This window comes from Methylobacterium sp. CB376 (assembly GCF_029714205.1).
Lineage (GTDB): Bacteria > Pseudomonadota > Alphaproteobacteria > Rhizobiales > Beijerinckiaceae > Methylobacterium.
This window is the reverse complement of the sequence record NZ_CP121648.1, coordinates 1,256,316-1,279,720: the sequence shown is the minus strand read 5'-3', so window position 1 is coordinate 1,279,720 and position 23,405 is coordinate 1,256,316. Positions and strand designations below refer to the sequence as shown.

Sequence of the window (23,405 nt, the reverse complement as noted above, 5' to 3'; positions counted from 1 at the left end):
CTCTCCCGTGTTCACGACATGAGCATGCGCAACGCGCAGGGCGCTATTCGATAGCGGCCGGCTTAAGATATCAATTAGGGGTGGCCTTGTCCTTCAGTGGCAGGGCCACCCTAATGCACTCCGCCACTGTTTTAATCTTGTAATATGCGGCCTTACAGCCTGCATATCCACACTCTTCTACTAGACGCCTTGATATGCGCCCCTCGTTGTCACTCAACCATTTCAAATTCTCCATCTCAGACTGGATGCAGATCTGAATAAGCTCGGGGTGATCACTGTAGCGGTCCGCGCAGAGGCGTTGTGGGGTTGGGGCCATCAGATCACACGGTATTCGCGGCTCTGCCATGGCCTGAATAGGCAGACACAGGGCTACAACGCCAACAATGGTCCGCATAGGAAACCCCTCCGCACGACACTTGGTCAGCTAGGCGCGCACCCCCCGCCCGGCTCCCCGCCGCAGCGGGGTTTTCTGTTGGCGATGGCGTATTTGGCTCGGAACCAAACTTTGATAATAGCATAAGCTGTTTATGCGTACTCTCTTTGCTTGGTCTTCTTAGGCCCATGATCCTGCCCGTCAAGATTATATGTGCCAATCAAAGCCTCAATTGGTATCTTCCACGAACTGGATATGGCCCGTATTTGCTCAAGATTTAAACGTCTTCTACGGTTCAGTATCTCAGAAGCCCGAGATCTGGATCCGATTAGGTCAGCCAACTCGGCCTGTGATCTGCCCATATTTTCTATGGCGAACCACAGGACGGATACTGGGTCTGCCGCATCCACGGGAACGGCGTCTTTTTCGTACGCGCTGATGAGCGTGGACAGGATTTCAAAACGCTCCGCGTCAGGAGTGCCGGGGGTTGGCTCATTGTCGAAATAAGCCTCCACCTGACCAAGCGCCCAAGCGTAGTCGTCTTCATTGCGGATATGTCTGACGTCAAGCAGCATCATACAGTCTCCGGGTCAATGCGGTCGTACTCCGCGTGGGTTCCAACGAATTTTATCAACATCGATCTATATTGATAGGAAACCCTCACGATCAATCTGAATTCATTATGGCGAATATCAAATATCACGCGATTATCTCCTACAAAGTCAACCCCCTTCCTGAAAGTGTTTTTTATATCCTGCGGGCTAGACCAATCAGCCTTGTCCGCGATAGCGTACCAAGCTCTTAGATCGTCCTTGGCTCTAGGGTTTTTTTCCCAGAACTCCCTAAGATGCTTTAGGGCTAGTACGCGCATAACCCTCTCTAGCATGTTCCCAAATGTGGAACAAGCGGAATCGGGATTGGTTCCCCGACGGCGCTTGAAGGCGGTTCCGCGAGCCTCTTCGGTTCAGAACCCTCCCGCTCGGCGCAGCCGCTCCAGAGCGGCTTCGAGACCTGACGCCGCCTCTGCCGAACCCTTCTCGCCGATAAGGAAGGACGCTTCCGCTGGATGGTCTCTTCTGGCGAGTTGGGGGGCGGACGGAGCGGGGGTCCGCGGTGGGGGACGCTCCGGCTTCGTTGGTGTGGCCGCGGACGGCCGCGGTAGGGCAGGGGGCATGATCGGGCGCCGCGCCGGAGAACCGGCTCCACGGGCCCTCTGAGCCCGCCGGTTGGCCGCGAGAAACACCGGCATGTAGTCCGGGCCGAACCGCCATTGGACCGGCTTGCGCCGTAGACCGTGTTCGGTGGCGCGGTAGGCCGAGCCGGCGACCTCGACGCGCTCGACGAAGCCGATCTCCTCCAGAACCGCGAGGGCGCCGCGCACTCGGGCTTCCGTGAGCCCCAGCTCGGGATGGTCCGCGAGCGCCACGCGATCTACGGGGAAGGCCCGCCCGATCCGTCCCGGGGCGCTCCAGAACCGCGCCAGGAACGTCGCCAAGGCATGCACCGCCTTGGCGTTCTTCCGGCCCTGTGCGGCCGTCGCCAGCCTGTCCGCGGCCTCGCGCGGCAGGCGATAGATACAGGTCATCGTTCCCGGCCCTTGTCAGGGCCGCGGCAGGGCGAACGGCAAAGCGCGCCCGCGTCCGAAAGCGGTGCTTTCAGATTGACTCAGACAGGCTGTCGGGACAGGATCAGAGTGCTACCAAAGATCCAGCCCCTCGCGGGCTTGAGACCCCTTCAGGTTCCAGCCTGAGGGGGTCTTGCTTTGTGGTGTCGTGCTGCGGCGGCGGGTGCTCCTGGTGATGCGGCCCGCCCTGAGGACGGGCCGCGGTGGCACCTCACACGCGGGATCGTCTCGCCCGACCGTGAGAACGGGATCCGCACGCTGGTCGGGAGCTTCGTCGGGACCTTGTGCCCCGACAGACCCCCGTCGTTGTGCTTCCGTTCTCATTTCGGGCCGGCGTTTTGCCGGCCCGTAGCCGATAAATCCGTTGCAGTCACAAAGGGATAGCTAGATCGAGGGCGGTGCGCGAAAAACGTACCCACGATCAGAGCGTGGTGATGCGCGTCCTCGACGGCTCGCGCCGGGTCGACGATTTCGCCGGGCTCGGCTTCGACGCCCCGGCCATCGCGCGGATCGAGGCGATGATCCGCCGGCCGAACGGCCTCGTCCTCGTCACCGGCCCGACCGGCAGCGGCAAGACCACCACGCTCTACGGGGCGCTGCGGCGGGTCGCGAGCCCGCAGGTCAAGGTGGTCACGGTCGAGGACCCGGTCGAGTACCGGATGGCGGGCGTCAACCAGGTCCAGGTGCATCCCGGCATCGGGCTCGACTTCGCGACGGCCCTGCGGGCGATCCTGCGCCAGGATCCGGACGTGGTCATGGTCGGCGAGATCCGCGACGGCGAGACCGCCCGCGTCGCCGTGCAGGCGGCGCTCACCGGCCACCTCGTGATCTCGACGCTCCACACCAACTCGGCCCCCGCCACGGTGACGCGCCTCGTCGACATGGGGGTCGAGCCCTTCCTGATCGCCGCGACCCTCAACGGGGTGGTGGCGCAGCGCCTCGTGCGGCGGGTCTGCGCCGCCTGCGCCGAGGCGGCGCCCGCGACCGCGCAGGAGCGGCTGCGCCTCGGCGTGCCGGCGGGGGCGCCGCTCACCCTGCGCCGCGCCGGCGGCTGCCCGGCCTGCAACGGCACCGGCTATCGCGGGCGCATGGTGGTGTCGGAGATCATGACGCTCGACGCCACCCTGCGCGGGCTCGTCGCCGACCGGGCCGACGAGCAGAGCCTGACCCGGGCCGCCGAGGCGGCGGGCCTCACCAGCCTGGCCCAGAGCGCCCGCGCCCGCGTCCTGTCCGGGGACACGACCCTGGAGGAGGTCGGGCGCGTCTTCGAGGGGCTGGTCTGATGATGGTCTTCCACTACCGCGCCTTCGCGCCCGACGGGCGCCAGCGGAGCGGCCGGGTCGAGGCGGAGGGGGAGGCCCGGGCGCTGGCGCAGCTCCGGGCGGAGGGGCTGCAGGTCTTCGAGATCGGGCCGGCCGGCCCGGGCGAGAAGCCCTTCTGGGCGCGCGACCTGTTCGGGCGCGACCGGGTCTCGGACGCGGCCCGCATCGCCTTCCTGAAGGAGTTCGGCACCCTGCTCGGCGCCGGGCTCACGGTGGACCGGGCGCTGCGCCTCGTGGAGCGCCAGAGCCCCGGCGCGCTCCGGCCGGTGCTGGCGGACGTGCTCCAGCGCGTGCTCGCGGGCGCCTCCCTGTCGCGGGCGATGGCGGCCCACCCGCAGGCCTTCCCGCGCGAGATGGTGGACGGGCTGCGGGCGGGCGAGGCGACCGGCACGCTCGGCGAGGTGGTGGCGACCCTGACCGCCTCCCTGGAGCGGCGCGACGCGGTGCGCCGGCACCTCGCCTCGGCGATGATCTACCCGGCGCTGCTGATCCTGATGGGGCTCGGCACGCTCGGCATGGTGATCGGGGTGCTGGTGCCGGCGCTGCTGCCGCTCTTCGAGGGCAGCGGCCGGCCGCCGCCCCTCGCGATCCGCGCGGCGGCGGGGCTCGGCGCGTTCCTGGCCGCGTGGTGGGTGGCGCTCCTCGCCGGCGCCGGCGCGGCCTGCCTCGCGCTGGCGGCAATCTGGTCGGACCGGGGCTTCGCGCGGGTGCGCAGCCGGCTCGCCCTGCGGCTCCCGGTGATCGGCGGGATCATGATCGGCATCGAGCTCGGGCGGATCTGCCGGGTGCTGGGCACGCTCGTGACCGCGCAGGTGCCGATCCCCGACGCCGTGGCGGCCGCCCGCCCGCTGCCGCGCAACGCGGTCGTCCGGGCGGCCCTCGACCACGCGGCGCGCTGCCTGACCGAGGGCGGCGGGCTCGCCGCGGGCCTCGCGGCCCTGCGCGACTACGCGCCCTCGACCCTGACCCTGATCGCCAGCGGCGAGCAGGTGAACCGGCTCGGCCCGGTCCTGCTCCACGCCGCCGCGATGCACGAGGCGCAGGTGCGCGAGCGCATCGACCGGCTGCTCGCCCTGTTCACGCCGCTCGTGACGGTGGCGATCGGCGGCCTCATCGGCGGGCTCATCGTCTCGGTGATGAACGCGATCCTGAGCGTCGGGCAGCTGGTGCAGTAGGGGAGGGCGGGTCGGGGCGGTGCGCCCGTCCGGCCGGCGGGGCGGCCGGTTGCGATGGCCGCTCCGCCGCGGCACCTCTGCCGACGCCAGCGGCCGCCGGCGTCGCAAGGGGCGCGAGAGATTTTTGCCGCCCTCACAGCTGATGCTTGACCGTTAGCTTGAATCGGCCGCCATTCGCCCGAAGATTGGCGTTCAAGAGGTTTTCCACGTCGCGCAACCGGCCTGCGTGCTCGCGCACGCCGATGCAGCCATTGGTCTGCGGCGCGCCGCCGTCCGGATGAATTCGGAACAGACTGCGGCCATAGACCGGTGTCCCAGCGGTTGGATCGAGATCGAATGAGAATCCGACGCCTTCCAGAACCATTCCGGCCGTCGTGCGATTGGGGCGATGGTTGCTGACGCGGTAGATGCCGGGGGGCGTGGGACCGTAGGTGGCGCGGGAGCCGCGGGCTCCGCCGCCCGAATTGGCCGTGAACGTGACCACCTGGCCCCGGTCGGGATCGAGCACGGCGAGCGTGCCGCTCACGACGGGAAAGCCTCGGGCGCTCGTGAACGTACCCGTTCCGGTGAAGGCCGCCAGAACACCGTCCTCTCCGAGATCCGGCGCCTCGAACGCGCGCGGGCCGAGCGGCGCCGACAACACGCCCGGCGGCGACGCCTCTCCCGTATCGGCAAATTCCTGGAACAGAAACCTGATGCGGCTGCGCGCCTCCGGGGGCAGCGTCGCGACGATGCTGTTCAGGTGATCGTCCGAGCGCCGCCAGAGGTCGAAGGTGACGTCGGCGACGCCCTCCGTGACGAAGTGCGCCGTGAGCGACTGGATCTGGAGCCAGCGCATGAGCGTCGCATCGTCGGCGGCATCCCGTGCGCGCAGTGCAAATTCCTCGATCTGGGATGCGAGCACCGTATCGTAGAATTCACGCTGGTCGTCCTCGGCGAGAGCCTGCAAGGTGCGCACGTCGTCCGCAAACGAGTCGAGTTCGCCCTCGCTGATCGAAGGAGCCGCGGCCGCGGGAGGAGCCGCTGCGGCGAGAGGAGCCGCAGCAGCGGGGCGAATGGCTGCCGGAAACACGTCCTTTCCCTTCAGGAACTGCCATATCTCGTCCGGCGCCTCGTCAGCGCACCAGAAACCGTAGGCCTTGAACCCCTGCTCGGTCACGAGATCGACGAACGCCGCCGCCCTCTCCAGGCAAGCAGCCGTGCTCTCATGCGCAACGTCGCCGCGAATCGTGATGTTACCGACCGGCTTGTAACGGTCAGCAAACGCTCGCGAGAGTTCGAGGGCCTTGTATTGCTGAATTGACCGATTCAATCTTCCGGAAACCTCCTTCGTGTAGTAAACTTGTGGGCAATTATCGCTGACTTGGCTCAAGAAGCGTGGGAACGGAAAGTTCGGAAAAAATCTCGGCGCATCGTGGCTCGAGAGGGCGAGGCCTGCTCCCAGGGCGCTCAACCCGGTTTCCACTTGGCGGACATAAGCTGCCGCTTCATCCCCGCCCCCTTGAAAGAAGCGGTCGCCCTGCTCCGCATCCAGGAGAACGCCAGCCAAGGTGAAGTCCCGCGCCCAGCCGACGACGAGTTCGGCTTCCTGCTGGGCAATCTCCACGTTCGGACAGCGCGGCACGTGCCAGCCCCAGATCTGGATGCCGGCACCGGTCAATTTCTTATGAAGCTGCGAAAAGTCAGGATGCCGGAGATTGGGATCGATCCGCCTTCCATAGCCCATCCGGATCCATATGGAGGCGAGATGCGCGTCGGTGCAACGCTGCACGAATGGATCCACGCCTCCACTCGCAGCCATGACGTTCATCAGGCGCACGATGTACATCGATCGGCCTTCGAGCCTGCGCATCGGAAGTCTCCAAGTTTTAGAGGATATCAACGAGGCCTGAGTGAGACCGACTCTACAGTTCTACCGGAAATATATGGCGATTTGACTACAGACTATATCTTAGCTCGGACCGTAAGCTCTCATAGTGCAATTTTTCACACCTGTGCGAACTAGATCGCACATCGAACAATTATCTCTTTGCGGAATCAGATTTGCATGCGACGATCACTGGTTCAGTCAGTTTATTGTCTTTGATGCTGATCACGGTGTCTTTGTTAATGGTGCATGTTCGCGGGTCCGGCTCGGTCGAGGCCCAGCAGCCCACCCCAAGGAACAGGATCGATGCGATGAGCCCGGCCAAGCCCGGACCCGCCTTGACCACGACGTCGAGCGCCCCCGTGATCGCTTTGAAGAGCTCCGAAAGATCGCCGATCGTGGGAGCGTTGGCCGGCAGCGCGCCCGGTGGGCCGCCCGCCGGCGCGGCGCGCTGAACCGCCCCGTTCGCGGCTTCGCTGGCCTTCTTTGCGGCGTCGGCCGCCTTCCATTGTACATAATACGTCGTGATGGAGCCAAGGACAAAGCTGGCGAAGCTGATCCACGCAAGCCAAACCGATGTCACGACAACCAAGCGATTCATGGCCGCCCCGCATTGTGCCACCTGCCGCAAATGGCTCTCCACCTACGGCGGATCGAAGCCGTCCGAGCCCCAATTCATTCCTTCGTAAGGCCGCGCTTTTCCCTTCAGGCGCAAGCGCCACGCATCGACCGCAAGCTTTTCCGATTGTGACAGGTCCGAATGCTGGACGGCCGCCCCGGCGACCACCCCCGGCAGCGTCGCGGCTCCCGCGACATCGTCCGAAGAGCCCTCGACCTCATGGAGACGCGGCGAGAATGATTGCAGGATCGTGACTTTCGAGTTCAGCTTTTCGAAAGTCTCCGATGGATCGGGCGCCTTGATGAGAAGCAGCTCATTCATCGTTCGGCCCTCCGCGGTGCGGCCGCTACACGGCCGGCAACCCGTTGTAGCCAACGTGATATGGTGTCATGGCGCACATCGACCAAGTGTTTGCCTTCATCAAACAGGGCTCGCCGCCGCTCGGAGCACAGCTTTCACAATTGATGTTGGGGCGCCCGAAGACGCCCCAGGAGCCGCCGCACTCGCACCGCGCCAACGCATACTCATCCGGCGCACCAAAGATGTGGCAGGACTCGCGCGCAAAAACACGGTCGATATTGTCGGCCCCCCAGCTGTCGTTGTAGTAGTTGAGAACAAGGTACGCGCTCTCAGGATGCGCATAGGCAAAATGAAAAGTCGTATACTTTACAAAGAACGCGCAGTAATAATAATCCGCCGCCACGCTCTGGCGCATGCTTTGCAAAAATTGTGCGATACCGGCCGTCCCCGCGTCGTGACCAAGCTGGGAGAGCGCCTCATCCCGCCAAAACTGCTCCTGGCTCTCATAGCTGCCACCTTGCGGATTGTCGGCGGCGGTCACGTCAACCTGATTGATGATCGGTACGAACGTGACGTCCTTCGCAGGACTTTGCGAGCTTAGCCAAGCATGGGCGTTCTGGACTTCGGCGACGATCTTGGTCCGTTCGGCTTGCGTGAACGCGAGCGCTCCGGGGCCGGAGACGATGACGAGACCGGCCGCCACGCGGCCGATCAGCCTGTAAGCCGCCGGGGCTCCGGGCGGCGGATCGAACGAACGTTCGAGGTCGCCCTTGTCGAGCGGCGCGCGCGGGCCATCCCCGCCCCAGGTCAGCGCGTTCGCGGGCCGGTTCGCCTTGGCCTTCCTGTAGGATTGCTCGCTCCGAAGGCGAAACGCATCGAGCCCCAGCCTCTCAGTTTCATACAAATTCTCCTCGTTGATCGGCGACGTCACGCCGACATCTCCCAACGTAATCGCAATACGTCCATATTGTTGGAGCACCGGCAAGGCGCGCCCTTGCGGAGAAAGATGTGGTTGCGCGTCGGGTCCTCGCACCGCGTGAAATACTACCGACTCTTGAAAATCCATATCGCCAGCCACCACGCCCTCCGTCATCGAGGATTTGAGAAAAGCGGCATCATTACTGGCCATCTGTGGTTGCACAGGATGCCTGCGAAAGGCCGCCTCCGCAAGTGGTTGTTGTAGGAAATGATCACGGGTGAAGGCCATGACCTCGCCGGGCCCGGTTTGCTCGTAGGGCCGCGACGGGCAGGATTGGGGTGGGCCGACCTCCCTCGGGCGGGCGCCGGGCCGCGCGCGCCTGCCGGATGGGCGCGGCAGCGAAAGGCGGAAAACCCGAAAGGCCGAGAACCCGAGCGGCGGAGAACCCGAGAGGGGGAGAACCCGAGAGGCGGAGAACCCGAGCGGCGGAGACCGGCCTCGGCAGCGCTGCGCCTGGTCAGGGCGCGTCCGGCGGGACCGGGCCGGCGGACCGGCGCGGCAGGAAGCGGTCGCGCTCCTCCCGGAAGCGCCGGGTGATGAAGTCCCGGCAGGCGGCGACCCGGCGCGCCTCGTGGCTGTCGGGATGCGACATCAGCCAGTAGGTCCGCCGGAACTGGATCCCGGGCAGGACCCGCACGAGGTCCGGGCAGCCGGCGGCCGCGAAATCGTGCAGGATGCCGATGCCCGCCCCGGCCCGCACCGCTTCGAGCTGCCCGACCGCCCCGGCGCAGCGGAAGACCCGCCGCGCCCGGTCCTGCAGGAAGGCCGCGTAGTCGAGGGCCGAGGCGTAGGCGTAGTCGTCGAGGCCGATCACCGCCGGGTGGGCGGCCAGGTCCGCCTCGCCGGCCGGCGCGCCCGCCTGGTCGAGGTAGTCGCGCGCCGCGTAGAGGCCGAGGCTGTAATCGGAGAGCTTCGACAGGATCAGCCGCCCGTGGCTGGGCCGGTCGAGGCCGATGGCGAGGTCCGCCTCCCGCCGCGACAGCGAGAAGGAGCGCGGCAGCGGCACGAGCTCGATGATCAGCCCCGCGTGGCGGCGGGCGAGCCGGCCGAGTTCCCGGGCGAGGAAGAGGTTGCCGAGCCCGTCCGGCGCCCCGATCCGCACCGTGCCGGTCGGCTCGGCCTCCTGCGCCCGCAGCCGCGCGGTCGCGGCGAGCACCTCGGCCTCGATCCGCTCGGCCACCGGCACGAGGCCCTCGCCCGCCTCGGTCAGCACGGAGCCGTGCGGCCGGCGGTGGAACAGCGTGGCGCCGAGCGCCGCCTCCAGCCCCTCGATCCGGCGCGCCACCGTGGCGTGGTTGAGGCCGAGCCGGCGGCCGGCCTCCAGCATCTGGCCGGAGCGGGCGACCGCCAGGAAGACCTGCAGGTGGTCCCAGTTCATCGGCGCTCCCGGCTCACGGGCACCACCCGTCCGGGCGCGACCCGCACGGGCGTGCCCCCAGGGGCGCGAAACTCCGCACAACGGTTGGGCGGGATCTGCCATTGAGCCGCGATTTTTGTCGGCCCAGAACAGCCCGTCAACAGGCGGCCCGGAGCGGGCCGGACAGGAAGGCACCCCCGCCATGATCTCCCCGATCGACCACTTCGTGAACGGCGCCCGCGTGCCGGGCCGCTCGGGCCGGACGGCGCCCGTCTTCAACCCGGCCACCGGCGAGCAGACCGGCGCGGTGGCGCTCGCGAGCCGCGACGAGGTCGAGGCGGCGGTGGCGAGCGCCCGGGCGGCCTTCCCGGCCTGGGCGGCCACCCCGCCCCTGCGCCGCGCCCGCATCCTCAACCGGTTCCTCGGCCTCCTGGAGGCGCGCGCCGACGCGCTCGCCGCCGTGATCACCGCCGAGCACGGCAAGGTGCTCTCCGACGCCAAGGGCGAGATCCTGCGCGGCATGGAGGTGGTGGAATTCGCCACCGGCGCGCCGCAGCTCCTCAAGGGCGAGGTGACCGAGAATGTCGGCACCCGGGTCGATTCCCACTCCCTGCGCCAGCCGCTCGGCGTGGTGGCCGGCATCACGCCCTTCAACTTCCCGGCCATGGTGCCGATGTGGATGTTCCCGGTCGCCCTGGCCTGCGGGAACTGCTTCATCCTGAAGCCCTCCGAGCGCGATCCCTCCGCCGCCCTGCTGCTCGCCGAGTGGCTGCGGGAGGCGGGCCTGCCCGACGGCGTCTTCTCGGTGGTGCAGGGCGACAAGGAGGCGGTCGACGCGCTCCTGCTCAGCCCCGGCGTGAACGCGGTGAGCTTCGTCGGCTCGACCCCGATCGCCCGCCACATCTACGCGACCGCGACGAGCCAGGGGAAGCGCGCCCAGGCGCTCGGCGGCGCCAAGAACCACATGATCATCATGCCGGACGCCGACCTCGACCAGGCGGTCGACGCGCTGATGGGCGCCGCCTACGGCTCGGCGGGCGAGCGCTGCATGGCGGTCTCGGTGGCGATGCCGGTGGGCGAGAAGACCGCCGACGCGCTGATCGCGCGGCTGGTCCCGAAGGTGCGCGCGCTGAAGGTCGGCCCCGGCACCGATCCGGAGGCCGAGATGGGGCCGCTCGTCACGCGCCAGCACCTCGACAAGGTGCGCGGCTACATCGACCAGGGCGTCGCCGAGGGCGCCGAGCTCCTCGTCGACGGGCGCGGCCTGACGCTCCAGGGCTACGAGAACGGCTTCTTCGTCGGCGGCACGCTGTTCGACCGCGTCACGCCCGAGATGCGGATCTACAAGGAGGAGATCTTCGGGCCGGTGCTCGCCGTGGCCCGCGTCCCCGATTACGCCACGGCGGCGGAGCTCATCAACGCGCACGAATTCGGCAACGGCACGGCGATCTTCACCCGGGACGGCGACGCCGCGCGGGAATTCGCCCACCAGATCGAGGTCGGGATGGTCGGCATCAACGTGCCGATCCCGGTCCCGATGGCCTTCCACTCCTTCGGCGGCTGGAAGGCGTCGCTGTTCGGCGACCACCACATGCACGGGCCGGAGGGCGTCCGGTTCTACACCCGCCTCAAGACGATCACGACCCGCTGGCCGACCGGCATCCGGGCGGGGGCCGACTTCGTGATGCCCACCATGCAGTGATCCCGACGGCCCGGGATGCCGACGCACCGGGCCGTCGACCCTCTCGATTGCGCGCCCCAAGCCGGCAGCTCGGCGACGAGTCGAGAACGGACCCGCCGGTCATGTCCCATGACCGCTGGGATCAGGCGGGGCCGGGGTCGCCCGGCCCGCGGCCGGGTCAGGGGATCAGCCCCAGGCTGCGGCCCGCCTCGACGGGCCGCAGGACGCCGTGGCCGCGCTCGGCGTTCCACCCCGGGGGCCCGGTCTGGAGGGCGGTCGCGCGCAGGACCTGCGCCATCGCGGCGGCGGAGGTGGTGGCCGGCTTCGCCCGGGTGCGGAGCGCCGCGACGCAGCCGGCGGCGACCGCGCAGGCCGCCGAGGTCCCGCCGTCGGGCGTGAACCGGCTCCGGCTGAGCGAGCCGAGGAAGTGGCTGTAGGCCGTCACGTCCGGCTTCTGCGGCGTCATCCCGGCGATCGACGGACCCTTGGCGGAGTAGCCCAGCCGGTCCCCGGCGGTCGTGCAGGCGGCCAGCGTGAGCACCTCCGGATAGGCGTTGGCGCCCATGATCGCGCCCTGCACCCGCTGCAGGCACGGGGCCGCCGGGCATTCGGGCCCGCAATTCGAGCCCGCGAACACGACGTCGGTGCCGCTCTGCGTCAGGGCGCGGACGTAGAACCGGAACGGATGGTTCGGGTTGTCGACGTAGCGGCCCGGATGGCCCTGGGGGAAGTCGAGGCTCGGGTGGTAGATGCCCCAGCTGTTGCTCACCACGAGCGCCGCGAGGCCGGCCGGCGGCCCGGTGAGCAGCCAGCGGGTGATCAGGAACCAGTAGGCCTGGATCGCCGCCCCGACCGTCCCGGCCGCCGAGTGATCGCCGGCCGAGCGGGCGGCGAGGGCGGGCACGTCGAGCAGGGTGGCCTTCGGCGCCGCGATCAGCGCGTCGAAGGCGCACATCGTGCCGTGCCCGACCCGGTGCCTGCCCGGCACGGAGACGATGGTCGTGGGCGACCAGGACTGGCCGGCGTCGAGGAGCGGCGGCGTGCCGAGCCGCGCGGCGAGCCGCGCCAGGGAGATGCCGCCATCCACGATGGCGATCGCGACGCCGCTGCCGTCGAGCCCGTTCTGGGCGAGCAGGGCGGTGTCGAGCCGCGTCCGCACGTCCGCCTCGGTCCCGACCGCCCGGCTGCTGCCGCAGGTCAGGGTGGTGCCGACCTCGGCGTCGGAAGAGACCGCGCCGCCGTCGAGCGTGGCGGGGATCTCGCCGGAGCCGGGCACCGGGATGATGGCGCGCACCAGGAACCGCTCCGACCGGCGCGGGTCGAGGGACAGGGGGGAGATCTCCCGCGCCCCCGCTCCCGGGCCGATCGGGATCGCCCCGAACGCGCGGTCGAGCCTCACCCCGTCCGGAACCCGGTAGGCGTCCAGCCAGCGGTCGGGCGGCTCGCGCGCCGCCACGCTCTCGGCGGCCCGCACCAGGGCCGGATCGCTCGGCCTCTCCCAGAGAACGCGACGGAACCCGGAATGCGGGACATTGCGCGCCACGGACGCCTCCCCTCTTCGCCGCGAGAGCCTCCTGCGCCGAAGCGGCGACCGCTTCGGCGCTGCGGGCTCAGGCCCATTCCGCCTGCGCCGCCGCCAGCGTGTCCTTGTAGAGCTGGCACTGCTTGATGAAGGGCTTCAGCTGCAGGCCGACGTCGAGGCCGACATCCACGTCCTGGCGGAAGTGCAGGCCCGCGATGACGCGGTTGAAGCCGACCCGCGCGGCCAGCGCGGTCAGGGCCTGGGCCTGGGCCTGGGCTGGGGGCGGGAAGAGTTCCGCCAGGCAGGCGGAGGTGAAGCTCCCGATCAGGGCGTGGCCGGCCGGGTAGGAGGAGTGGCCCGGGACCGGCACCGGGGGGTAGAGCGTCGGGCAGACCTGGGACGGCCGCGGCCGCGCCGGGTGGCGCAGCTTCAGCACCATCATGGCCAGTTCGCCGCACCGCGCGATCAGCTTCATCAGCAGGTAGGTCTGCGGATGGGAGGCCCTGCTGATGTTCAGCAGCTGCAGCCAGCAGGTCTGGAAGTTCTGGTGCTGCTGGACGATCTCCGGGAGCGCGTCCGGCCGCTCGGTGATCGCCAGGAGCAGGAGGTCGTCGATCATCGGCTGGGTGATGGCGGCCGGCGCCGGCAGCGCGATCGCGGCGTCCCAGGTCTTGGTGCCGACCTTCGCCTTCATGAATTGCGGCAGGATGGCGAGCGCGATCAGGTCGGGATCCCATTCGGAGGCCCGGAAGGTGGCGGTGAGGTCGGCCTGAACCGGGATCTCCGCCAGCGGCCGGTCGGCCCGCATGGCGAAGACCTGCGGGCCGGGCGAGGCCGCCGCGTCGACCCAGTTGCCGCCCATGGGGCTGATCCAGTTGCCGCCCAGCGCGTCGAACCAGTTGCCTCCCATTACCCCCTCCGATCCGCCCGGGGGCCGGCTCCGGTCATGCGTGCGGCAGCCCGGCCCGCTCCAGCCTGTCGATGAATTCTTCTAGCAGAATTCCTGAAAAAGGACACCTTGCCGCGTAAGCTCTCAGGCGAAAAGCCGGCTGCACCGAGAGGATCGCCCGGGCGGCAAGATTGGCTTCCGGAATTCTCTCCAGAGCAACCAGTGTTGCCGCAAGAATCCTCAAATTTGCGCAGAGCCTCGGATTGAGCAAAAAGGTTTTTTGCGCCCAGATCAGCGCCTCTTCGTAGTTTCTACTGAGATAATGAGCCTGACCAAGAAACATGAGATAGAAGTATGATTGCACGTCGACTGGGGAAATACGCAGCCCCTGCTCCGCACGGGTGACGGCAGCCTCCCCTTGTCCGACATAGCCGTAGACGCCGCTGCTGAGCGTCCAGGCCATCGCGTTGCCGGGCGAGGCTTCGAGGGCACGCTCGAAGATCAGCATCGCGTTGGCGTATTCGCGGAAGAAGAGCGCCTTGGTGTGGCCGTAGACCGCGAGCGCGAAGCCGTCCGCCGGGTCGCGCTCGATGGCGGCGACCGCGAGGCGCGTGGCCTCCTCGGCCTCGGAGCCGACGTCGGCGGCCCAGCCCTGCGCCACGTTGTGGATGTGCCAGAGGGCCGCGTACGCGAAGGAGGTGGCGTAGGTCTCGTCCGCCCGCATCGCGTCCTGCAGGAGTTCGCGGGCCTTCGGGAATTCGGGACTGCGCATGAGGTACATGGCGTCGACCGCCTGCAGCACGAGTTCGTAGGCGTTCCGGTTCTCGGAGCGCTTGCGCAGCGCGCGCTTCAATTCGGCCTCGCGGACGTGGGGGGCGATGCTCCACAGGATGCGGGTGGCGATGCGGCTCTGCAGCGCGAAGATGTCGGCCGTCGACCCGTCGTAGCGGTCGGCCCAGATCACGACGCCGGTCTCCTGGTCGGCGAGGCTGGCGTTGATCCGCAGCCTCGCCCCGTTGACCGCCACGGACCCGCTGAGCACGTAGCGCACGCCGAGTTCCCGGCTGACCCGCCTGCGGTCGACGCCCCGGCCCTGGTAGGGCAGGGTGGAGCTGCGCGAGATGACCAGCAGCCCGCGCACGCTCTGCAGCGCCACGATCAGGTCGTTGGCCAGTCCCATGCCGATGTAGTCGGAGCCGGCCTCGCGCCCCTCGGTGCGGAAGGGCAGCACGGCGATCGACGGAACCTTGGCCTTCAGCCGGCGCAGCGGCCGCGCCGCCGGGTCGGTGTCGGGCTGGTGCCCCAGCACCGAATAGGCGCGCACCGGCGTCGCCATGTTCTTGAGGTGGGTCGGGCCGAGATCGACCGCCTTGATCCGCGCGCGCGGCGCGACCGCGTCGAAGACGGGCTTGGAGATGATGATGCCGCCCGGCGGCGCCATCTCCTGCAGGCGCGCCGCGATGTTGACGCCGCGGCCGAACACGTCGCCGGAATCGACGATCGTGGAGGCGACGTTGACGCCGATCCGGAACCGGATCCTGCGCTCGCCCGGCTGGGCGCGCTCGGTGGCGGCGACCTCGTCCTGCAGCTGGATCGCGCAGGCGACCGCGTCGAGCGGCGAGTCGAAGGACGCGATCAGGCCGTCGCCGGTGTTCTTGACGATGCGGCCCCGGAAGGAGACGACGCAGGGATCGATGGTGCGGACCCGGAGCGCGCGCAGCCGGGTGTGGGTGTCCTCCTCGGCGATCTCGGCCAACCGCGAGTAGCCCACCACGTCGGCCGCCAGGATCGCGAGCGTGCTGCGGGCGATCCCCTCGGCCGGCCCAGCCGGATCCCCCGTGTCGGCCATCCGTGGCTCCCCATTGGCCATTCGAAACGAGCGATCCCGATGGAGCAGTGCATCGCGGGCAATCGCCGCTCCTTACCATAGTCGGTCACCGCTGGGGAGCAGCCGCCCGGCCCGGTCCGCACCGTCGAGGCACGAACAGGACCGCAACCGTGCGAGTCGATCGGGGTCGCAATTGCGGGACATCGCGGCCGAGCGGGCGTCCTTGCAGGGAACGACATCTTGGGTAACGAGAAATGTCGTGACACTGATCCTGCGGGCCGTGGCGAAACTGGTGGCAAGGGGATCGGCGGGGACCTCGCCGCGCGGCTGTCCGGCCCCTCCCGGCGGGGCGCGCGAACCGGAGACCGCGTCCGGCCGGGCGGGCGGCGGATCGCCGGGGGGCCCTCGCGGGTTGGCCCGGGGTGTCGCGGCGCGCGGGATCGCGGCGCCGCTCCGCACCGGAGGCCCGGCATGGACGATCCCTACGATCTCGCGCGGTTCGTCGCCGCGCAGCGCGGCACCTACGATCAGGCCCTGCGCGAGCTGACGGCCGGGCGCAAGCGGAGCCACTGGATGTGGTTCATCTTCCCGCAGGTCGCGGGGCTCGGATCCAGCGCCATGGCGCAGCGCTACGCCATCGGCGGTCTGCCGGAGGCCCGGGCCTACCTCGCCCATCCCCTGCTGGGCGAGCGGCTGCGCCGCTGCACCGCGGCCGCGACCGCGCTGACCGGCTGCACGGCGCAGGACCTGTTCGGCTCCCCGGACGACATGAAGTTCCGCTCCAGCATGACGCTGTTCTCCCGCGCGGCGCCGACCGAGCCGGGGTTCCGCGCGGCCCTCGACCTCTATTACGGCGGCCGGGAGGATCCGCGCACCCTCGAGCGACTGGGGCTGTGAGGGGCCCTCCTTCCCGGATCTCCCCCTGCGGTGCGGCCGCGCGGGCCCGCACGGGCGCGGGGCGCGCGGTCCCGCCCTCAGGTGCCCTTCTCCTCACTTGCCCTTCTTCGCCCGGAACACGACCGGGATCGCGAAGGTGAGGCCCTCGTCGGCCACGAGGGGCGGCGGCGGCGGGACCGGATCGGCGCGCTGCATCATCGCCAGGGCCGCGCGGTCGAGCGCCGCGTCGCCCGATCCCGCGCTGACGGAGGCCGAGGCGACGCGGCCGAGGCGGTCGAGCACGAAGGTCACCGTCACCTGGCCGGTCGCCTGGGCGGCGCCGCTCGGGTAGCGCTTGTGCCGGTCGAGATGGGCGAGGAGCTGCTTCTGCCAGGTCACCCGGGCGCGCCGCGCGCTCTCGCCCGTTCCCAGCACCGGGGCGGTCGAGCGCGGCGCCTCCCGCATCGTCTCGGAGGTCGGGACGGCGGCCGCCTCCGAGGCGACGGAGTCCTGCGAGGCGCTCGTCTCCGTCCGCTTGACCTCGGGCTTGTCCTCCTGCGGCTTGCGCGTCGCGTCGGGCGAGACGATCCGGTCGGGATCCTCCGCCTCGGTCGGCACGGCCTTCGGCAGCTCGGTCGGAGTCTCGGTCGCCTGCTGCTGGACCATGGCCTGCGCGGCCGCGGCCTCCTCCGCCTCGGGGCCGGGCGGCAGGTCGGAGGGCTCGCGGCGCGGCGCGGCCATCTCCAGGCCGATCTCCAGCGCGCTCGCGCCGAGGTCGTCGGACTCGTCGGGCACCGCCGCGCCGAGGGCGAGGACGAGGCCGCTCGCGTGCAGCGCCAGCACGAAGGCGCCGGCCGCGAGCCAGATCGGCCAGGCCGTCCGCCCCACCCGCCCGATCGCGGCCTCGCCGCGAGCCGGTCCGGTCATCGCGGCGCGGGGGGCGCGCCGCCGGCCCCCCTCGCATCCGCGCCGGGCGCTCCCTCCAGCGCGACGAGGGCCACCTTGAGGTAGCCGCCGGCGCGCAGGATCTCCAGCACGTCCATCATCTCGCCGTAGGGCACGGCGCGGTCGGCGCGCAGGAAGATGCGCCGGTCCTTTCGCCCGTCGCCCTGCCCGTCGAGGGTGCGCGCGAGGTCGACCCGCTTGACCGGCGTCTCGCCGATCGCCACCGCGAGATCCGCCTTGATCGTCACGTAGGTCGGCTTGTCGGGCTTCTTCTGCGGCAGGGCGCTCGACGAGGGCAGGTCGATCGGCAGGTCGACCGTCGAGAGCGGCGCGGCCACCATGAAGATGATCAGGAGGACGAGCATCACGTCGATGAACGGGGTGACGTTGATCTCGTGCGCCTCGCCGAAATCGTCGCCGTCGTCCTCGTCGCCGCCCAGTGCGACCGCCATCGGGGCCTCCCGGCTACTCGGCCGCGCGGGCGAGCGACAGGCGCCGCCCGGCCTCGCCGTCGCGGTCGAGATCCCGCGACAGCAGGCGCTGGGCGGCCCCGGAGGCCCGCTGGACGAGCTCGCCGTAGCCGCGCGTCGCCCGCGCGAAGTGGTTGTAGACGATCACCGCCGGGATCGCCGCGGCGAGGCCGATGGCGGTGGCGAGCAGCGCCTCGGCGATCCCGGGCGCCACCACGGCGAGGTTGGTGGTCTGGGCCCTCGCGATCCCGATGAAGCTGTTCATGATGCCCCAGACGGTGCCGAACAGCCCGACGAAGGGCGAGATGGCGCCGATCGTCGCCAGCGCGCCCATGCCGCGGCGGGCGGTGCGGCCCTCCGCCTTCACGATCTCCGCGCAGCGGGAGGCGGCGCGCTCCTTGATGCCCTCGCCGAGGCCGCGCGAGATCCGCACCTCGTCGAGGATGGCCGCCACGAGCCGGTCGAGCACGGTGTCGCGCCCGCCGAGCTCCCGCTCGGCCTCGGCGAGGCTGCCCGCGCCGGCGACGCGGCCGAGGGCCCGGCCGAGGCCGCGCCGCGCCAGGCCGAGCTCGACCGTCTTGGCGGCCAGGATCGTCCAGGTCACCACCGAGGCGAGGGCGAGCCCGGACATCACGATCTTCACCAGGATGTCGGCATTCAGGAACATCGCCCAGGGCGACAGGTCGTGGATCTGCGGCGCCGCGGCGGCCGGCCGGGCGGCGGGCTCCGCCCGGTCCGCCTGCGGCGCGCGGGCCGGTTCGGCGGCCGCGGGCGGCGCCTCGGCCGGCGCCGCCGAAGCGGGCGCGGCCACCGAAGCGGGCGCAGCCGCCGAAGCGGGCGCGGCCACCGAAGCGGGCGCGGCCGCCGGAGCGGGCGCGGCCGCGTCGGGCGGCGCGGCGGCGCCCTGCGGCTGCGCCCGCCCCGGGGCGCCGGCGAGGCCGAGCAGGGCCAGGATCAGCCACGCGCCGAGCCCGGCGCGGAAGGCCGCGGACGCCCGCCGCCGGCGCGGCGCGGCGCGCTCCCTCGGATCTCTGCCCCTCATCCTCTCGTCCCTCGCCCTCATACCTCGGCCCATGTGCGGATCAGGTTGTGGTAGATCCCCGCCAGCCTGACGACTTCGGCGTGATCCTGGCCCAGCTCCGCCGCGAGACCCTGGATGGCGCCGTCGAGGTCGTAGATCAGGCTGCGCGCCTGCGGGCTGCGGACCATGCTCTGCAGCCAGAAGAACGAGGCCACCCGGGTGCCGCGGGTCACCGGGGTGACCCGGTGCAGGCTGGAGGACGGGTAGAGGACGAGGTCCCCGGCCGGCAGCTTCACCTCCTGCGTGCCGTAATAGTCCTCGGCCACCAATTCGCCGCCGTCGTACTCGTCGGGCTCGGCCAGGAACAGCGTCACGGACAGGTCGGTCCGGATGCGCAGCCCCGTCAGGGGATCGCCCCGCACGGCGTTGTCGACGTGCATCCCGAAATGGTGCCCCTCGCCGTAGCGGTTGAAGAGCGGCGGGAAGATCTGGAGCGGGATCGCCGCCGAGACGAAGTGCGGGTTGGCGAGCAGGGCCCGCACGACCCGCGCGCCGAGCTGGCGCGCCACCTCGCCGTCGGGCGGCAATTGCTCGTTGCGCTTCACGAGCGCCGATTGCGCGCCGGCCGTGGCGCGGCCGTCCTCCCACTCCGCCGCGTCCATGATGCGGCGGAACTCGGCGACCTCGTCCTTGCTCAGGACCTCCGGGATGCAGACCAGCATGATTCAGAACTTCGCCTGCGCGATGAGGTAGACGCTGCGGCCCGGGGCGATGAAGGTGAAGGGCGCGTCGCTGCGATAGAAGGCGTCGTAGTACTTCCGGTCGAACAGGTTCTGACCGTACAGCTTCACGGTCAGGTTCTCGCTGACCTTCGCCTCCAGGAAGGCGTCGAAGCGCCAGTAGGAGGGCAGCACGTTGTTGTTGGAGGCGAGCGTGCCGCCGGAGATGCGGGAATTGTTGACCGCCTGCAGGCCGAATTCGAGCCAGTTCGTGACCTTGTACTTGGTCAGCATGCTGAAGGAGCGGTGGGCGATGTTGGCGAGCCGGTAGCCGATGGTGGCCGGATTGGCGCTCTTGGTGACCTTGGTGTCCATGATCACGTAGCCGCCGAAGACGCTCCAGCGGTCGGTGATCTTGCCGGCGAGTTCGAGGTCGACGCCCTCCACGCGGTAGGCCGCGTCCGCCACGATGGTGGCGGCCGCGCCCGTGCCGACGGTCTCGCGGGCATTCTCCTTCGTGGTGCGGAACAGGGCCGCGGTCGCGAGCAGGTGGCGGTCGAACAGCTCCGCCTTGACGCCCACCTCCTCGGCGGTGTTCAGCTCCGGCCCGAACACTTGGTTGACGGTCGCGGTCGGGCTGAGGCCGCCATAGGCCGAGCTCGACGCGTCGAGCTCGGCCCCGACCGGGTTCGACGAGGTCGCGTAGGCCCCGTAGAGGCTCAGGAACGGCTGCGGCTTCACCGTCAGGCCGACATTGTAGTTCAGCAGGCCCGAATGCGCCCGCACCGTGCTGGTGCCGCTCGTCGAGGAGACGTTGTAATCGTCGTAGCGGACGCCGCCGTTCAGGAGGACGACGTCCTCGTAATTGGCGGTCTCGATCAGGTAGGCCGCCTTGGTGTCGACCGGGATGGTGGTCGGGTTGCCGGCCCGGTAGGGCTTGCGGGCGAAGGGCAGGAGGTTGGGCGGCGCCAGGATGTTGACGCCGGTCAGGCTGCCGGTGCCCGTGAAGGTGCCGCCGGTTCCGGCGCTCGACAGTTCCGAGCGCAGCCCCGCATAGGTGTCGCGGCCGACATTCTCGCGGCTGATCTCGCTGCCGATCACGGCCGTGTGCAGGATCGGCCCGGTCGCGAACTTGAAGGTCGCGTCGGCGACGTCCGCCACGACGTCGACGGTCTGGTAGCGGCTCTGCGGGCTCAAGGTCAGGGTCGTGCCGGCGAGGTTGCCGTTGGCCGGGATCACCGGCGCCTGGGGCAGGGTGCCGACGTAGTCGAGCACGGAATGCGCGGCGCGGAAGCGGTTGCTCAGCTTGATGCCGTCGGACGGCGCGTACTCGGCCGTCAGGGTGCCGGTATCCTGCTGGACGCGGTAGAAGTCGCGGTTGACGAAGCCGTAATAGGTGTCCCGCGGGACGATGCTCTCGGTAAAGGGCCGGCGCACCCGCACGTTGAAGGGCACGCCGAAATCCGGGAGACTGTCCAGGTCCGTGTGGAAGTAGTTCGCCGTGAAGGTCCAGCCGTCGGCCGGCTTCAGGGTCACGGCCACCGCGGCGCCGGCGCGGTCGTCGTAGACGGAGTTGCGGCCCGCGACGCCGGCCTCCTGGTAGAGGCCGTTCACACGCACGGCCAGGGCCGGGCTGATCACCTGGTTGACGTCGAGGGTGACGCGCCGGGTCGCGTCAGTGCCGAGCTGCCCCTCGCCCCTGACGAAATCCGCGAAGCCCGCCTGCTTGGTGACGATGTTGACGGCGCCGCCCGCGGTGCCGCGGCCCGCGAAGGTCGAGGCGGGCCCCCGCAGGATCTCGATCTGCTCGGTGAAGAAGTTCTCGCGCACGCTGACCGACGGGTCGCGGATGCCGTCGATGAAGACGTCGTTGCGCGCGTCGAAGCCGCGGATGAAGAACCGGTCCCCGAAGGCGTTGCCGCCCTCGCCGGTGCCGAGCGTCACGCCCGCGGTGGTGCGCGCGAGGTCGCGGAAGCTCGTCGCGTTCTTGTCGTTGAGGACCTCCCGCGTCACCACGGTGATCGATTTCGGCGTGTTCAGGATCGGCTGCGTGAAGCGGTTGGAGGCGAGGCGGTCCGCCTTGTAGGGCGCGGCCGGGTCCGCGTAGGGGCTGCCGCCCACGTCGAGCTGCGCCAGGGCCGCGGCGCCGCCCGCGGCGGGGCTGGGCGCGGGCGCCGCGACGGGCGGCGCCGCCACCTGCCGGGCGCGCACGACCTGGCGCAGGGCCGTGCGGGCCTTCACCTGCGCCTTGGTCGGCTGCGGGGCCGGCGGGCGCGGCCGGACGATCGGGGCATCGACGTTGAGCGGGGGCAGCGCCGCGGCCGGCGCCTGCTGGGCCTGGGCGGTCCCGACCGACCCCACGGCGACCGCGCACGCCACGCCGACCGCGCCCTTCGGATCCGCCAGCATCGTCGGATGGCTGTGACCGGCCCGACGCCGGAGATGCGGAACTGGCTTCGGCCGCTTCACGGATGGTGCCCCCTGTATGGATGCCGCGCCACGCCTCGGGCCGGACATGAAAGCTAAAAAAGGCAGGATAATTTTCCAGTCAATCGCCGTAGTTTGGAATTATAATAAGGAATATTATAGCAATCGCAGCGATCTAACGCAGAGGTAGAGTCCCTGATTAGACTTTTTCCAAGAATGATCTGCGGATCTCGCTGGCGTCGAGATTTCCCCTTGTGCGATCAGGGCCTTGCTGCGTCGCCGGGAGGGCGCCGGGGCCGGATCCGCTGAAAGATTGCCATTTAAGGTTGTATTGTTGCAAGGCAGCAACAACCCGAACCTTTCCCGAAACGGGCGGGATGACGGCCCGCACTCCGGTCGAGCGCCCTCATTCCCGGCTCGGGGGCTTCATCAGGGCGAACAGCTCGTCGACGGCCGCCAGGGCGCTCGCCCGCACCCGCCCCTCGTCGGCGGCGCCCGCGATGCGCACGCCCCCGACCACCGCCCGGATCTCGTCGCGGAATTCGCTGAGGAACCCCACCGGGTCGCGCGTCTCGCCGGCCATCCGGGCGATGACGCCGGTGAGAAGGATCTGCACGCCGAGCATCCGTCCGTTCAGTTCGTCCATCCGTGGCATCCTCGCGCGAGGGGCCGGCGCTCCGGCGCGGACCCCGTGGCCGGGCGCCCCGGGGCGCTCCCGCGCACCGGGGCGGGGCAGCCCTGTTCCGGCCCAGCTACCGGGAGCCGGGCCGGTCGCGCAAGATGAAACCCCCATCTCGCGCCGCCGCACAGATTTGAATGAGAATAAATCAGGGCGAGCGAGGGCGTCGCAGCCCCGGTGACGCCGCATTCCCGCGACTCGTCTGCCGCTGCTCTTGGCTGGTACTCTTGGCTGCTACTCTTGGCAGCCGCTCTTGGCAGCCGCTCTTGGCAGCCGCTCTTGGCAGCCGCTCTTGGCAGCCGCTCTTGGCAGCCGCCCGGGCCGGGCGCCGCCCCGCGGCCGGTTCCCGGCCGGGCGGAGGGGGAACGCCCGTCGGGCGAGGCGGGACGAGGGCGAGCGCGACGCGGACATTCTCCCGGTCGAAAGCTGAGGAAGGTCGCCGCCCGCCAGCGATCGGGCCGGCAGAGACCGTCGCGGCGCCAGATCCGCCCGGATTTGTCCGGCCGGAACGCCGACCGAAATTTCCGACGCGGCCGGATCATCGGCCTTCTCAATCGAGGCGCTTCGCCTATAAGGGAGTTACAGACATCCTTGTCTTGCGTAGTCCATCCGCTTCGCCGCATCCGCCTGTTGAATGCGGGTTGTCGTGCGGCGTGCGCGATCTTCCGGCCCCGAGCGGGGCGAGACACTGAGCGTGTGCGTGAGAGGAATTCGGCATGACCGCCGAACACG

General features: G+C 69.7%; 21 protein-coding genes. 4 read left to right on the top strand and 17 right to left on the bottom strand.

The window, feature by feature from the left end; translation table 11 throughout:
- Positions 1-525: 525 nt before the first annotated feature.
- The 3 genes from QA634_RS05710 to QA634_RS05700 form a co-directional block, all read right to left on the bottom strand.
- On the bottom strand, positions 526-948 hold the full coding sequence (locus QA634_RS05710) for a helix-turn-helix domain-containing protein (protein ID WP_012331091.1): 423 nt from the start codon (positions 946-948) through the stop codon (positions 526-528).
- Positions 948-1,244 (bottom strand): type II toxin-antitoxin system HigB family toxin, encoded by a 297-nt coding sequence (locus QA634_RS05705; RefSeq protein ID WP_210161188.1) that lies wholly within the window; start codon positions 1,242-1,244, stop codon positions 948-950. The genes QA634_RS05710 and QA634_RS05705 overlap by 1 nt, the downstream gene beginning before the upstream one ends.
- A 93-nt stretch (positions 1,245-1,337) precedes the next feature.
- The gene (locus QA634_RS05700) at positions 1,338-1,958 is read right to left on the bottom strand and encodes a hypothetical protein (protein WP_012331089.1); all 621 of its coding nucleotides are present in this window, start codon (positions 1,956-1,958) and stop codon (positions 1,338-1,340) included.
- Between the two features lie 437 nt (positions 1,959-2,395).
- Here QA634_RS05700 and QA634_RS05695 point away from each other — a divergent pair, with 437 nt between their 5' ends.
- Together QA634_RS05695 and QA634_RS05690 are read left to right on the top strand one after the other, a co-directional pair.
- The gene (locus QA634_RS05695) at positions 2,396-3,280 is read left to right on the top strand and encodes a GspE/PulE family protein (RefSeq protein WP_265576541.1); all 885 of its coding nucleotides are present in this window, start codon (positions 2,396-2,398) and stop codon (positions 3,278-3,280) included.
- Entirely contained in the window at positions 3,280-4,494 is a 1,215-nt protein-coding gene (locus QA634_RS05690) for a type II secretion system F family protein (protein ID WP_012331088.1), read from the top strand. Before QA634_RS05695 ends, QA634_RS05690 begins: the two co-directional genes overlap by 1 nt.
- Positions 4,495-4,627: 133 nt before the next feature.
- Here the strand turns inward: QA634_RS05690 and QA634_RS05685 are convergent, their stop codons facing one another.
- The 5 genes from QA634_RS05685 to QA634_RS05665 all read right to left on the bottom strand — a co-directional run bounded on the left by QA634_RS05685 (position 4,628) and on the right by QA634_RS05665 (position 9,637).
- The gene (locus QA634_RS05685; protein WP_012331087.1) at positions 4,628-6,346 is read right to left on the bottom strand and encodes a L,D-transpeptidase family protein; all 1,719 of its coding nucleotides are present in this window, start codon (positions 6,344-6,346) and stop codon (positions 4,628-4,630) included.
- Between the two features lie 169 nt (positions 6,347-6,515).
- Positions 6,516-6,962, bottom strand: a complete 447-nt coding sequence (locus tag QA634_RS05680; protein ID WP_150108581.1) for a hypothetical protein — start codon at positions 6,960-6,962, stop codon at positions 6,516-6,518.
- A gap of 42 nt (positions 6,963-7,004) precedes the next feature.
- On the bottom strand, positions 7,005-7,301 hold the full coding sequence (locus tag QA634_RS05675; RefSeq protein ID WP_012331085.1) for a hypothetical protein: 297 nt from the start codon (positions 7,299-7,301) through the stop codon (positions 7,005-7,007).
- Positions 7,302-7,326: 25 nt separating this feature from the next.
- Positions 7,327-8,487: a hypothetical protein gene (locus QA634_RS05670; RefSeq protein WP_265576540.1), complete on the bottom strand. Its 1,161-nt coding sequence runs from the start codon at positions 8,485-8,487 to the stop codon at positions 7,327-7,329.
- A 229-nt stretch (positions 8,488-8,716) separates the two neighbouring features.
- Positions 8,717-9,637: a LysR family transcriptional regulator gene (locus tag QA634_RS05665; protein ID WP_012331083.1), complete on the bottom strand. Its 921-nt coding sequence runs from the start codon at positions 9,635-9,637 to the stop codon at positions 8,717-8,719.
- A gap of 181 nt (positions 9,638-9,818) precedes the next feature.
- Here QA634_RS05665 and QA634_RS05660 point away from each other — a divergent pair, with 181 nt between their 5' ends.
- Positions 9,819-11,318 (top strand): CoA-acylating methylmalonate-semialdehyde dehydrogenase, encoded by a 1,500-nt coding sequence (locus QA634_RS05660; protein WP_012331082.1) that lies wholly within the window; start codon positions 9,819-9,821, stop codon positions 11,316-11,318.
- 157 nt (positions 11,319-11,475) lie between these two features.
- Here the strand turns inward: QA634_RS05660 and QA634_RS05655 are convergent, their stop codons facing one another.
- The 3 genes from QA634_RS05655 to QA634_RS05645 form a co-directional block, all read right to left on the bottom strand.
- The gene (locus tag QA634_RS05655; protein ID WP_012331081.1) at positions 11,476-12,840 is read right to left on the bottom strand and encodes a S8 family serine peptidase; all 1,365 of its coding nucleotides are present in this window, start codon (positions 12,838-12,840) and stop codon (positions 11,476-11,478) included.
- Between the two features lie 67 nt (positions 12,841-12,907).
- Positions 12,908-13,729: a phosphatase PAP2 family protein gene (locus tag QA634_RS05650; protein ID WP_012331080.1), complete on the bottom strand. Its 822-nt coding sequence runs from the start codon at positions 13,727-13,729 to the stop codon at positions 12,908-12,910.
- 34 nt (positions 13,730-13,763) lie between these two features.
- Positions 13,764-15,557 carry an adenylate/guanylate cyclase domain-containing protein gene (locus QA634_RS05645; protein ID WP_012331079.1) on the bottom strand — a complete coding sequence of 598 codons (1,794 nt, stop codon included), beginning with the start codon at positions 15,555-15,557 and terminating at the stop codon, positions 13,764-13,766.
- Between the two features lie 450 nt (positions 15,558-16,007).
- Between QA634_RS05645 and QA634_RS05640 the strand changes: the two genes are divergently transcribed.
- Entirely contained in the window at positions 16,008-16,433 is a 426-nt protein-coding gene (locus QA634_RS05640) for a DUF1810 domain-containing protein (protein ID WP_012331078.1), read from the top strand.
- A 93-nt stretch (positions 16,434-16,526) separates the two neighbouring features.
- Here QA634_RS05640 and QA634_RS05635 read toward each other — a convergent pair whose 3' ends face one another.
- The 6 genes from QA634_RS05635 to QA634_RS05610 form a co-directional block, all read right to left on the bottom strand.
- Positions 16,527-17,339 (bottom strand): TonB family protein, encoded by an 813-nt coding sequence (locus QA634_RS05635; RefSeq protein WP_012331077.1) that lies wholly within the window; start codon positions 17,337-17,339, stop codon positions 16,527-16,529.
- Complete coding sequence (exbD, locus tag QA634_RS05630; RefSeq protein ID WP_012331076.1) at positions 17,336-17,809, bottom strand: TonB system transport protein ExbD; 474 nt, start codon at positions 17,807-17,809, stop codon at positions 17,336-17,338. The genes QA634_RS05635 and exbD overlap by 4 nt, the downstream gene beginning before the upstream one ends.
- 13 nt (positions 17,810-17,822) lie before the next feature.
- Positions 17,823-18,869, bottom strand: coding sequence for a tonB-system energizer ExbB (gene exbB, locus QA634_RS05625; protein ID WP_012331075.1), 1,047 nt, complete (start codon positions 18,867-18,869; stop codon positions 17,823-17,825).
- A gap of 17 nt (positions 18,870-18,886) precedes the next feature.
- On the bottom strand, positions 18,887-19,570 hold the full coding sequence (locus tag QA634_RS05620; protein ID WP_012331074.1) for a Fe2+-dependent dioxygenase: 684 nt from the start codon (positions 19,568-19,570) through the stop codon (positions 18,887-18,889).
- A gap of 3 nt (positions 19,571-19,573) precedes the next feature.
- On the bottom strand, positions 19,574-21,976 hold the full coding sequence (locus QA634_RS05615; RefSeq protein WP_283027319.1) for a TonB-dependent receptor: 2,403 nt from the start codon (positions 21,974-21,976) through the stop codon (positions 19,574-19,576).
- A gap of 424 nt (positions 21,977-22,400) precedes the next feature.
- Complete coding sequence (locus QA634_RS05610; RefSeq protein ID WP_012331073.1) at positions 22,401-22,640, bottom strand: hypothetical protein; 240 nt, start codon at positions 22,638-22,640, stop codon at positions 22,401-22,403.
- Positions 22,641-23,405 lie beyond the last annotated feature (765 nt).

What these genes read in the sequence shown, in the direction of transcription:
- QA634_RS05650 (WP_012331080.1), bottom strand. Translation starts at nt 13,729, where the DNA reads ATGGGAGGCAACTGGTTCGACGCGCTGGGCGGCAACTGGATCAGCCCC.
- QA634_RS05615 (WP_283027319.1), bottom strand. Translation starts at nt 21,976, where the DNA reads ATGCTGGCGGATCCGAAGGGCGCGGTCGGCGTGGCGTGCGCGGTCGCC.
- QA634_RS05710 (WP_012331091.1), bottom strand. Translation starts at nt 948, where the DNA reads ATGCTGCTTGACGTCAGACATATCCGCAATGAAGACGACTACGCTTGG.
- QA634_RS05620 (WP_012331074.1), bottom strand. Translation starts at nt 19,570, where the DNA reads ATGCTGGTCTGCATCCCGGAGGTCCTGAGCAAGGACGAGGTCGCCGAG.
- QA634_RS05660 (WP_012331082.1), top strand. Translation starts at nt 9,819, where the DNA reads ATGATCTCCCCGATCGACCACTTCGTGAACGGCGCCCGCGTGCCGGGC.
- QA634_RS05645 (WP_012331079.1), bottom strand. Translation starts at nt 15,557, where the DNA reads ATGGCCGACACGGGGGATCCGGCTGGGCCGGCCGAGGGGATCGCCCGC.
- QA634_RS05680 (WP_150108581.1), bottom strand. Translation starts at nt 6,962, where the DNA reads ATGAATCGCTTGGTTGTCGTGACATCGGTTTGGCTTGCGTGGATCAGC.
- QA634_RS05675 (WP_012331085.1), bottom strand. Translation starts at nt 7,301, where the DNA reads ATGAATGAGCTGCTTCTCATCAAGGCGCCCGATCCATCGGAGACTTTC.
- QA634_RS05690 (WP_012331088.1), top strand. Translation starts at nt 3,280, where the DNA reads ATGATGGTCTTCCACTACCGCGCCTTCGCGCCCGACGGGCGCCAGCGG.
- QA634_RS05635 (WP_012331077.1), bottom strand. Translation starts at nt 17,339, where the DNA reads ATGACCGGACCGGCTCGCGGCGAGGCCGCGATCGGGCGGGTGGGGCGG.
- exbB (WP_012331075.1), bottom strand. Translation starts at nt 18,869, where the DNA reads ATGAGGGGCAGAGATCCGAGGGAGCGCGCCGCGCCGCGCCGGCGGCGG.
- QA634_RS05705 (WP_210161188.1), bottom strand. Translation starts at nt 1,244, where the DNA reads ATGCGCGTACTAGCCCTAAAGCATCTTAGGGAGTTCTGGGAAAAAAAC.
- exbD (WP_012331076.1), bottom strand. Translation starts at nt 17,809, where the DNA reads ATGGCGGTCGCACTGGGCGGCGACGAGGACGACGGCGACGATTTCGGC.
- QA634_RS05610 (WP_012331073.1), bottom strand. Translation starts at nt 22,640, where the DNA reads ATGGACGAACTGAACGGACGGATGCTCGGCGTGCAGATCCTTCTCACC.
- QA634_RS05700 (WP_012331089.1), bottom strand. Translation starts at nt 1,958, where the DNA reads ATGACCTGTATCTATCGCCTGCCGCGCGAGGCCGCGGACAGGCTGGCG.
- QA634_RS05640 (WP_012331078.1), top strand. Translation starts at nt 16,008, where the DNA reads ATGGACGATCCCTACGATCTCGCGCGGTTCGTCGCCGCGCAGCGCGGC.
- QA634_RS05685 (WP_012331087.1), bottom strand. Translation starts at nt 6,346, where the DNA reads ATGCGCAGGCTCGAAGGCCGATCGATGTACATCGTGCGCCTGATGAAC.
- QA634_RS05670 (WP_265576540.1), bottom strand. Translation starts at nt 8,487, where the DNA reads ATGGCCTTCACCCGTGATCATTTCCTACAACAACCACTTGCGGAGGCG.
- QA634_RS05665 (WP_012331083.1), bottom strand. Translation starts at nt 9,637, where the DNA reads ATGAACTGGGACCACCTGCAGGTCTTCCTGGCGGTCGCCCGCTCCGGC.